9 protein-coding genes are annotated in these 10,244 nt (G+C 69.3%); 5 read left to right on the forward strand and 4 right to left on the reverse strand.

The annotated features are described in order from the left end of the window. Positions 1 to 15: 15 nt before the first annotated feature. Together DI276_RS48795 and DI276_RS48800 are read left to right on the forward strand one after the other, a co-directional pair. A complete protein-coding gene (locus DI276_RS48795) occupies positions 16 to 750 on the forward strand; it encodes an amidohydrolase family protein (protein WP_112277182.1) in 735 nt (244 codons plus the stop codon). Then, positions 747 to 1,526, forward strand: a complete 780-nt coding sequence (locus tag DI276_RS48800) for an amidohydrolase family protein (RefSeq protein ID WP_112277183.1) — start codon at positions 747 to 749, stop codon at positions 1,524 to 1,526. Before DI276_RS48795 ends, DI276_RS48800 begins: the two co-directional genes overlap by 4 nt. Here DI276_RS48800 and DI276_RS48805 read toward each other — a convergent pair. Continuing rightward, a complete protein-coding gene (locus DI276_RS48805) occupies positions 1,460 to 3,211 on the reverse strand; it encodes an AfsR/SARP family transcriptional regulator (RefSeq protein WP_198681363.1) in 1,752 nt (583 codons plus the stop codon). The genes DI276_RS48800 and DI276_RS48805 overlap by 67 nt on opposite strands. Before the next feature lie 122 nt (positions 3,212 to 3,333). Between DI276_RS48805 and DI276_RS48810 the strand changes: the two genes are divergently transcribed. The 3 genes from DI276_RS48810 (at position 3,334) to DI276_RS48820 (ending at position 7,595) form a co-directional block, all read left to right on the forward strand. Beyond that, on the forward strand, positions 3,334 to 4,647 hold the full coding sequence (locus tag DI276_RS48810; RefSeq protein WP_112277185.1) for a peptidoglycan DD-metalloendopeptidase family protein: 1,314 nt from the start codon (positions 3,334 to 3,336) through the stop codon (positions 4,645 to 4,647). Position 4,648: 1 nt separating this feature from the next. Next, complete coding sequence (locus DI276_RS48815; RefSeq protein ID WP_112277186.1) at positions 4,649 to 5,815, forward strand: FG-GAP-like repeat-containing protein; 1,167 nt, start codon at positions 4,649 to 4,651, stop codon at positions 5,813 to 5,815. A 295-nt stretch (positions 5,816 to 6,110) separates the two neighbouring features. After that, positions 6,111 to 7,595: a glutamate--cysteine ligase gene (locus DI276_RS48820; protein ID WP_112277187.1), complete on the forward strand. Its 1,485-nt coding sequence runs from the start codon at positions 6,111 to 6,113 to the stop codon at positions 7,593 to 7,595. On the opposite strand, the gene DI276_RS48825 is transcribed toward DI276_RS48820, so the two are convergent. The 3 genes from DI276_RS48825 to DI276_RS48830 form a co-directional block, all read right to left on the reverse strand. Then, the gene (locus DI276_RS48825; RefSeq protein ID WP_157985426.1) at positions 7,582 to 8,211 is read right to left on the reverse strand and encodes a hypothetical protein; all 630 of its coding nucleotides are present in this window, start codon (positions 8,209 to 8,211) and stop codon (positions 7,582 to 7,584) included. The genes DI276_RS48820 and DI276_RS48825 overlap by 14 nt on opposite strands. Positions 8,212 to 8,287: 76 nt before the next feature. Beyond that, positions 8,288 to 8,443: a hypothetical protein gene (locus DI276_RS50665; RefSeq protein WP_157985427.1), complete on the reverse strand. Its 156-nt coding sequence runs from the start codon at positions 8,441 to 8,443 to the stop codon at positions 8,288 to 8,290. A gap of 15 nt (positions 8,444 to 8,458) precedes the next feature. Beyond that, positions 8,459 to 10,138: a cellulase family glycosylhydrolase gene (locus tag DI276_RS48830; protein ID WP_112277189.1), complete on the reverse strand. Its 1,680-nt coding sequence runs from the start codon at positions 10,136 to 10,138 to the stop codon at positions 8,459 to 8,461. Positions 10,139 to 10,244 lie beyond the last annotated feature (106 nt).

Below are 10,244 nucleotides of genomic sequence, written 5' to 3' on the forward strand. Positions count from 1 at the left end.
TCAGACTCGCGAGTCATGGTGACCCTCCCTCCGGTACCCGCCGGGCGGCACGAGATCGGCATCGACGTCGACGTGCTGTTCGGCGCGGTGCCGCACCGGCAGCTGGACGCGGTGGCCCGGCAGCAGGAGAGCCACGGGATCCGGCGCGGCCTGCTGTGCTCGTTGCGCAGCCCGTTGTTCGACGTCTGCTCCGGCAACGACGAAACGCGCAAGGCGACCGAGCTGCAGCACCGGTTCGTGCCCGTCGGCAGTGTCGACATCCGTGACGCCCTGGGCGCGGAGGACGAGATCGGCAGGCTCGCCGAGTCCGGTGTGCGGATCCTCCGGCTGTTCCCGCCGGAGCAGCGGGCCGAGCCCTGTTCCCCCGGCCTCGCGGCGATCATCGACCTCGCCGTCGGCCACGACCTGGTGCTGCTGACGAGCGGCGACTTCAGCCGGTTCTGGCGGCCGTTCGCCGATCGCGGCGCGCGGGTGTGCTTCCTCGACGTGCACGCCTGTCAGGTGGCGGACTTCGTCGTGATGGCCCGGCGTGAGCCTGGCTTTGTGGCCTCGACCCGGATGCTGGTCGGCCCGGACTCGATCGAGCGGGTCGCCGGTGAGGTCGGCGCTCAACACCTCGCGTACGGGTCGCGGACACCGTTGCACGACATCACGCCGTCCGCGCTGCGTCTGCGCCTGGCCGGACTCACCAAGCAGGAGTGGAACCAGGTGGCCGGCGGAACGGCGGCGGCCTGGCTGGGGGAACTTTGATCATCGACGTCCACGCGCACGCCGGACCGTGGTTCTTCGCCACCGACGTCGGTGCCGCCGAGCTCAACCTCGCGCTGATGGACCGCTACGGCATTGACCGCCAGATCGTCGCCGCGTCGGAGGCCGTCACCTACGACACGGTGTCCGGCAACAGGTGGATGGCCGAGGTCCTCGAAGTCCACCCGCGGCTGCTGGGCTACGTCGTGCTGAACCCCGACGACCTCGCCGCCGCCGCGCGCGAGCTCGAGAAGTACCTGCCGTCCGGCCGGTTCGTCGGTGTCGAGGTGCCCGGCCGGCTGCTGTCCCGGGCCGTGCAGGACACCGTGGCGCTCGCCGCCGAGGCCGGGCTGCCGGTCCTGGTGCACACCTGGGACGACAGCGTGCTCGGCCTGGTCGACGTGCTGGAGCGGCACCCGGACCTGCGGGTGGTCGCCGGGCACATGGGCGGACCGGCGTGGCGCACGGCGGTCGAGGCCGCCACCCGCACCGACCGGCTCTACCTCGAACCGTGCTGCGCGATCACCGACGCGGGCCGCTACCGGTACGCGCTCGACCGGGTGCCGTTGGCGCAGATGCTGTTCGGCACGGGCAGCACGGCGGTCGATCCGGCGATCGCGCTGGGGGCGGTGGTGGACGCCGGCCTCACCGAGGACGAGCACGAACACGTGATGTGGCGCAACGCCGCGCGCCTCTTCGGCATCAGCACGGATCAGGTCGCGTCGAGCTCGCCTGCTCTCTCCCTGGCGAACACCCGCAGCAGGTCGTGGAAGCGGTAGCGGCCCTGCCAGACCTCCAGCAGGTGCACGTCGGCGAGGCTGTCGACGATCTCCTCGGCGTCGGAGACCTCGACGTCGAGCAACGCGGCGGCGACCGAGCCGGGGAAGTCCGGCACGTCGAGCAGGCCGAGCAGCCGGAACGCACGCTGCTGCGTCTCGTCGAGCGCCTCGTAACTGCACGCGAGGCTGGCGCGGGCTTCGAGGTCGTCGATGCGCAGCTCGTTGAGCCGGGTGCCCTCACCGGCCAGGCGTTCGGCGAGGCGGCGAACGGTCCAGTGGCCGCGGCGGGCGAGCCGGGAGGCGGCGATGCGCAGCGCCAGCGGGAGGTTGCCGCAGTAGCGGGCGACGGCGGCGGCCGCGTCCGGTTCGGCGGCCACGCGATCCCGGCCGGCGATGTCGCCCAGCAGCCGGATGGCGTCCTCGGCGCCGAGCACGTCGAGGTGGACCATCTGCGCGCCGACCAGCTGCACGCGGCTGGTGACCAGCACGGCGGACGAGTCGGAGCCGGGCAGCAGCGGGCGGACCTGGGCCATGCTCCTGGCGTCGTCCAGCACGATCAGCACCTGGCGCGCGGCGAGCTGCGACCGGTAGAGCGCGGCGCGGGCCTCGACGTCCTCCGGGACCGCGTGCGGGTGCACGCCGAGCGCGATGAGCAGTTCGGCGAGCACGGTCGCCGGGTCTCGCGGTGACGACCCAGTGCCGCCGAGTCGGACGTAGAGCTGGCCACCGCTGAACTGGTCGCCGACCTCGTGGGCGGCACGAACCGCCAGTGCCGTCTTGCCGACGCCCGCCTTGCCGGTGATCGCGGCCGCGGTGGACTTCGAGCGCTGGGTGAGGACGCGGCGCAGCTCGGCGAGCTCGGCGGCGCGGCCGGTGAAGTTGTCGACGTCGGACGGCAACTGCATGGGGCGCACCTGGTTCAGGGCTTCCGGTCTGCCTCCGCGCAGGATCTCCTGGTGCAGGTCCTGGATCTGGTCGCACGGGTCGACGCCGAGCGCGTCGACCAGCACCTCGCGGACGGCGCGGTAGGTCTCGAGCGCCTCTGCCCTGCGCCCTGCCTGGTGCTGGGCCCGCATCAGCCGCCACCAGAGTCCTTCGCGCAACGGGAACTGCCGCACCTGGACACCCAGCTCGGTGATCAGCGGGCCGTACTGGCCGGCGGCGAGCCGTGCGTCGGCGGAGTCCTCGCGCGCGGCGGCGGCCATCTCCTCCAGCCGGACCACGTCGGCTGCCAGCCACCCGGCACGCGGGACGTCCTCCAGGACCGTGCCGTGCCAGACCTGCCACGCCTCCTGCCACCAGGACACGGCCTTGCCGGCGTCCCCCGCTGCCAGCGCCTCGCGGGCTTTCCCGGCGGCGGCTTCGAAGACCTCGGTGTCCAGCTCGTCCGGCTCGACCTGCAGCCGGTAACCCGCGCTGTCGGTGGTGAGCCTGCCGGGCAGGCCGATGTCGGTGAGGTCGCGGCGCAACCGGCTCACGTAGGTGTGCACGTTCGCGACGGCGGACACCGGCGGGTTCTCGCCCCACAGCGCGTCAACGAGGCCCGCGAGGCTGACGGACTGCCCGGCGCGCACGAGCAACGCCGCGAGCAACGCGCGTTGCCGCGGACCGGCCGGCTTGAGCGGCTGACCGGAGTTGGCCACCCGCAACGGACCCAGAATCTCGAAACTCGCCGTGTTCCCCACGCCGCGGAGCGTCCAGCACCTCCCTTGCAAGGAACCTTGTAGAACGCTTGTAGGTGCCGTGTAGAACAGCTTCATAAATTCCGTTTCCGGGTCCACCGACGAGCAGAAACGGAATTCTTGAAATGGCATCCAGATTAGGTAGAACGGTCATCGGCAGCGCCGTGGCCGCGCTGGCGGTGACACTCGCCCCGAGCACCGCTCAGGCCGCCGCTCCCGCACTCGAGCTGCCGTTCATCTGCGGCACGTCGTGGGTGGGCAACTCCGCCGGCAGCAGCGCCCACCGCAACAACGAGATCGACTGGAACATGTCCGGCACCAGCGGCGACGAGGACCTCGGCGAGCCCGTGCTCGCCGCGGCGGCCGGCACCGTGCGGTGGGAGGGCGGCGAGTCGTCCGCCTACGGCAACTACGTGGAGATCGACCACGGCGGCGGCTACTCGACGCTCTACGCCCACCTCGACCGCAAGTCCGTGCACCTCAACGACACCGTGCGGCAGGGAGAGGTGATCGGCACGGTCGGCAACACCGACGGCAACACGTCGGGCCTGTCGGCGCACCTGCACTTCGAGTTCCGCAACCGGGGCAGCGGCCAGAGCTACCCCTACTACATCCGCCCGGCCTCGTTCCACGGTGACCCGTTCGACTACGCCGCGGGCACCGAGACGTACGTGAGCCAGAACTGCGGCACCGCGAACAAGGCCGCCAAGAGCATCAACGGCGACATCTACGACGACGCGATCGGCGTCGACTCCTCCGGTACCGCGTGGATCTACCACGGCAGGGCCGGTGGTGGCTTCTCCGCGGCCGTCCGGCTCGGTCCGGGCTGGGGCGGCTTCCCGGTGATCGCGATCAACGACTCCAACGCCGACGGCTGGGCGGACCTGTTCGCCGTCAGCAACGGCACCCTCCACTACTGGCACAACCGCGGCGACGGCACGTTCGCCGCGTCGAAGGAGGTCGGTCCCGGCTGGGGCGCGTTCGAGCACGTGTCCTTCGTGGACATCAACGGCGACAACAAGACCGACATCCTCGCCCGTGACGGCGGCAAGATGTACGTCTACACCGGCCAGGGCGGCGGCGTGTTCGCGGCGCGGTCACTGCTCGGCGAGGGCTGGTCGAGCCTGGTGCGGCACACCGCGGGCGACGCCGACGCGGACGGCGACGGCGACATCTGGGCGACGAACTCCGCCGGTGAGCTCTACTTCTGGCGCAAGGACTCGTCCGGCTACGCCACGGCGGCGCAGGTCGGCTCCGGCTGGAACGGCTTCCGCCAGCTGGTGTCCATGGACGTCAACGGCGACGCGAAGTCCGACCTCGTGGCGGTGCGGACCTCCGACAACACGCTCTGGCAGTGGCTGGGCGGTGGCGCCGGCACGTTCGGCAAGGCCGTGCAGATCGGCAGCGGCTGGGCCGGCTTCGACCTGGCGGTGAACTGACATGAAGCTCCTGTCCTCGGTGCTGGCTCTCGCTGCTGCGGCAAGCGTGGCCTTCGTTCCCTCCGCGCACGCAGCCGGTGACATCGACCTGTGCGTGTCCAACGGTCGCAACGCCGGGTTCTCCGGTGACAACCTCGTCACCGCGGTGGCGGTCGGCATGGCGGAGTCCCGGTGCGACCCGTCCGCTCGGTACGTGAACAACGACAGCCACCGATCGGTCGACCGCGGTCTGTGGCAGATCAACGACTACTGGCACAGCGAGGTCAGCGACTCCTGCGCCTACAACGCCGCGTGCAATGCTCGTGAGGCGTACCGGATCTCCGACCAGGGCACCGACTGGACGCCGTGGTCGACCTACAAGTCGGGCTCCTACAAGCAGTTCCTCGACGACGCCCGCGCGGCCATCGGCGCTCCCCCGGCACCGGTGCTGCCGTCGAAGAGCGTGAACGGCGACAAGTACGACGACGCGCTGGGCGTCGACCCGTCCGGCACGGCGTTCCTCTACAAGGGCAAGGCCGGCGGCGGGTTCATGGCCGCTACTCGGCTCGGCCCCGGCTGGGGTGGCTTCAGCCGCATCGGCATCGGCGACTCCGGCAACGACGGCTGGGCCGACCTGTGGGCCATCGGCGGCGGCACGCTCTACTACTGGCACAACCGCGGTGACGGCACCTTCACCGCCGCGGCCGCTGTGGGCAGTGGCTGGGCGGCCATGGAGAACGTGTCGTTCGGCGACGTCAACGGCGACAACCGGACCGACATCCTCGCCCGCGACGGCGGCAACATGTACCTCTACGTGGGGCGCGGCGCCGGCAGGTTCGCCGAGCGGGTGCTCGTCGGTGCGGGCTGGGCGTCGCTGGCCCGGCACTCGGTCGGTGACGCCGACGGTGACTCCGACGGCGACGTCTGGGCGACGAACTCGGCCGGTGAGCTCTACTTCTGGAAGCGCAGCGGTGCCGACTTCGCCACGGCCGTGCAGGTCGGTTCCGGCTGGAACGGGTTCCGGCAGATGACGGCGATGGACGTCAACGGGGACAACAAGGCCGATCTCGTGGCGATCCGGTCGTCGGACAACACGCTCTGGCAATGGCTCGGGACCGGGTCCGGCGGGTTTTCCTCCGCCACGCAGATCGGGTCCGGCTGGTCGGGCTGGGACCTCGCGGCCAACTGATCAGGCTCGTGGCCGGTCGCTTTCCTGCGGCCGGCCACATTCAGATTCCACGTGAACATGCGGGCGACGTTCCGTCAATTCCCTTTCACTTCGTCTCGCAAAGCGGAGAACCACCTGGAATTCAGGGGAATGGTCCGACCGCTCGTGAGGGAGAGTGCCTCGTCGCGACCAGCTGATCACCCGGCGGGCCGTCCCCCTGGACGGCCCGCCGTTCCAGATCGCGACACACGGGTGTCGGATTGATCAACCATGGTGCACAGTGGTGGGGTGAACCCTCGACCGTCGGGAGGCCACCATGGGCGAGGACGTCGCGAAGCACGAGTTCACGCGCGAGGACCGCACGCGGTACCGCACGAAGGTCCGGCGGTGCCTCGACGTGTTCGCCCGGATGCTGCGTGAGGCGCGGTTCGACTTCGAGCGGCCGATGACCGGCCTCGAGATCGAGATCAACCTCATCGACGAGCACGGCGACCCGGCGATGAAGAACCACGAGGCGCTCGAGGTCATCGACGACCCCGACTTCGTGACCGAGCTCGGCCAGTGGAACATCGAGATCAACGTGGCGCCGCGCCGCCTCGCGGGCGGGGGCATCACCTCGTTCGAGGAGACGGTCCGCCGCAGCCTCAACTCGGCCGAGGAGAAGGCGCGCGAGGTCGGCGCGCACATGGTCATCAACGGCATCCTGCCGACGTTGCGCACCAAACACGTCACCCCCGACCAGCTGTCCAGCAACCCGCGGTACGCGCTGCTGAACGAGCAGGTGCTGGCCGCGCGCGGCGAGGACCTGCAGATCTCCATCGACGGCGTGGAGCGGCTGCACCTCACCGCCAGCTCGATCGTGCCCGAGGCGGCCTGCACCAGCACGCAGCTGCACCTGCAGGTGTCGCCGGAGCAGTTCCCCGCCTACTGGAACGCCGCGCAGGCCATCGCCGGCGTGCAGGTCGCGATCGGCGCGAACTCGCCGTTCTTCCTCGGCAAGGAACTGTGGCGCGAGACCCGCATCGCGTTGTTCCAGCAGGCCACCGACACCCGCGGTGACGAGCTCAAGGCACAGGGCGTGCGGCCGCGGGTGTGGTTCGGCGAGCGGTGGATCAACTCGATCTTCGACCTGTTCGAGGAGAACGTCCGGTACTTCCCCGCGTTGCTGCCGATCTGCGACGACGAGGACCCGCTGGCCGTCCTCGACCACGGCGACACCCCGGCTCTGAGCGAGCTGAAGCTGCACAACGGCACCATCTACCGCTGGAACCGCCCGGTGTACGACGTGGTGCGGGACCGCCCGCACCTGCGCGTCGAGAACCGCGTGCTGCCCGCCGGGCCCACGATCGTGGACACGCTGGCCAACGGCGCGCTCTACTTCGGCCTGGTGCGAGCCCTGGCCGAGGACGAGCGTCCACTGTGGTCGCAGATGAGCTTCCAGGCCGCCGAGGAGAACTTCAACGCCGCCTCCCGCAACGGCATGGACGCGCAGATGTACTGGCCCGGTGTCGGCACCGTGCCGGTTGTGGAGTTGGTGTTGCGGCGACTCCTTCCTCTCGCGCACGAGGGTTTGATCCGCTGGGGTGTCGACTCCGCGGAACGGGACCGGCTGCTCGGCGTGATCGAGCAGCGTTGCCTGACCGGCGTGAACGGCGCGACCTGGCAGGCGCGCGAGTTCCACCGGCACTACGACCACACGCACCTGGACCGCGCGGACGCACTGCGCGCGATGCTCCGGTCCTATGTGGAACTGATGCACGCCAACGAGCCCGTGCACACGTGGCCGCTCACCGGCGCCTGAGCAACCAGACCCCGACCAGCGCGACCCAGGCGATCGTCAACCCGGACACGACGATCACCAGCACACCGACGCCGACCACCGCGGCCACACCGACGACACCCGTGACGATGCCGACGTAACGGGTGAGTCCGGTCAGTTCGACGCTGATCAACGCGATGCCCAACGCGGGGATGCCGATCGCGTAGGTAGCGAACAACCCCGAGCCGAGCACCGACGCGGCATAGGTGGCCGCGCCTGCCAGCGACGCCTGGTCTGGTTGGACGCTCATCCGGACCAGGGCCGCGTAGTTCGGCCACGTGACGGCCAGGTCCAGCAGGACGAAGAGCAGCAGGAACCCGGCACCGAGAATCAGGGGCAGTGAGCGTCGCGCCGCCAGGAACAACGCCGGCACCACCGGCAAGAACAGGATATCGGTCAGCACCGACAGAAAAATGATGAGCGTCCAGACGAGGGTCTTGTCGGCGAAGTACGCCAGCCACGCGGCCCCGTCCTCGTTGGGTGGAACCGCGCCCGCCGCGACGTAGAGGCCCGTGATGGCCAGGTAGCACAACGCGAGGAGCAGTGCGGCGAACCCGCCGGCACGCCGCACTGCCCCGTCACTCGCTGAACCGGACACCCGTCAATCGTGACCGGCTGTCATCCGGTTGGGAAGTTGTCCGGCGTGCGCTTCCGGTCACGCACCAACCGTGACATCAGCCGGTCGGGAAGTCGTCCGGCGTGCGCTTCCGGTTGAACACCGCGCCCGCGGTGCCGGCAAGACCCGTGATGACCAGATAGCCCAGAACAAAGAGCGGTGCGGAGCACCCGCCGGCCCTCCGCACCGCTCCGTCATTCACTGAGCCTGTCACCCGCCAACCGTGACATCAGCCCGTTGGGAAGTTGTCCGGCGTCCGCATCCGGTCACGCACCCAAACACCCGCGGGCTTCAACACACCGGTGCCCGCGAAGGTGTTACCGGCACACGTACCGGACTTGAACACCGCACCAGAACGACTGTCGTCGGAGAAGTTCCAGTTGGCCCAGGAGATCTTCTTCTGCGCCATCAGGTCGATGTACCGCTGCGACGTGGTGAAGTCGTTCGCGCCGTCACCGGACGCGGTCTGCGTCCCGAACTCGGTGACGAACACCGGCACCTCGCTCGACACCCGGTTCAGGGCGTCGATGTACTGCTGCTTGTGCGAGTTCGCGTAGAAGTGGAACGAGTACATGAAGTTGGTCGCGTTGACCTTGTTGTTCAGCACGGAGCTGACGTCCTGGCCGTCGGAGATGCCGAACGTCGACCAGCCGTGCGTGCCCGAGACGATCAGGCTGTCCGAGTCGATCGCCCGGATCACTGGGACCATCTCCTCGGCGTAGGCCTTGACCCGCGACCACGAGACGTTGTTCGGCTCGTTGGCGATGTCGTAGATCAGGTTGGTCTTGTCCTTGTGCCGCTGGGCGATCTCGGTGAAGAACGTCTTGGCGCGGGACAGGTTCGCGTTCGGGTCGCCCGGCGTGAGCTGGTGCCAGTCGATCAGGACGTAGATGCCGCGCTCGGTGGCTTCCTCGATGTAGGCGTGCATCATGTCGGTGAACTTGCGCGGGTTGGTCTCGTACCCGCCTTCCTGGATGTACATGGCGACGCGGATGAAGTCGCCACCCCAGTCGTTCACGAGTGCGTCGAGCGACGCGTCCTTGATGCACTGGCTGTACCACTGGATGCCGTGCGTGCTCATGCCGCGCAACTGGATGGGCTTGCCGTACTGGTTGCACAGGTTCACGCCGCACACGCGCAGCTGACCGTTGATCTCGGCGGGCCGTCCGCCAGGCGTGCCCGGCGAGGTCTTCACGGTCACCGAGTTCGACGCGCCGGACAGGTTCCCTGCCGCGTCACGCGCCTGCACGGTGAAGGTGTACGAGGTGTCCGGTGTCAGGCCGGAGACCGTGTGGGTGGTGCCGGTCGCGGTCTGCCCGTTGGACAGCACGTAGCCGGTCACGCCCACGTTGTCCGTGGACGCGTCCCACGCCAGCGACACCGAGGACGAGGTGGTGCCCGTCGAGCGCAGGTTGCCGGGAACCGTCGGGGCGACGGTGTCCGGCGGGCCCGACGGCGGTTCGACGTCGAGCCGGTCCAGGTTCGGGCCGCCGTTCGCGGTGGTCGCAACGGTCTTGATCGTGTTGGTGCCCGCGTTCAGGGACACGGTGGTGGTGCGGGTCTGCCACGTCGTCCACGCGCCCGTGCCGGGGAACGAGAGCTCGTCCGCCGCCAGCGAGCCGTTCACCGTGATGTCCATCGGGCGGTTGGCCGTGGTGCCGTTGGCGAACCGGAACGTGAGCGTTGCCTGCCCGGCGCTCGGTGAGGTCACGGTGAACTCGACCGAGCTGCCGACCTCGTTGTCGTAGTTGACGAAGCCCGAGCCGGTGAAGCCGGCGTGGTTGGACTCCACGAGGCCGTTCGAGACGGTCGCGCTCTCCGCCTGGTACTGGACCGGTGCGGCGACGGCGACGGCTGGGACGGCGAGCGCTAACGCTGCCGGTAGAGCCAGGAACAGGGATCTGGCCACAGGGTGCCTCCTGTGTGTGGGAACAGCAGGGCGCGGCGGCGATTTAGTTAAGAAGGTTTCCTATCTGTTGTGCGTTGAATCACAGCACTGGACCACTGCCGCTGTC

This window comes from Lentzea terrae, from assembly GCF_003265345.1.
GTDB lineage: Bacteria > Actinomycetota > Actinomycetes > Mycobacteriales > Pseudonocardiaceae > Lentzea > Lentzea terrae.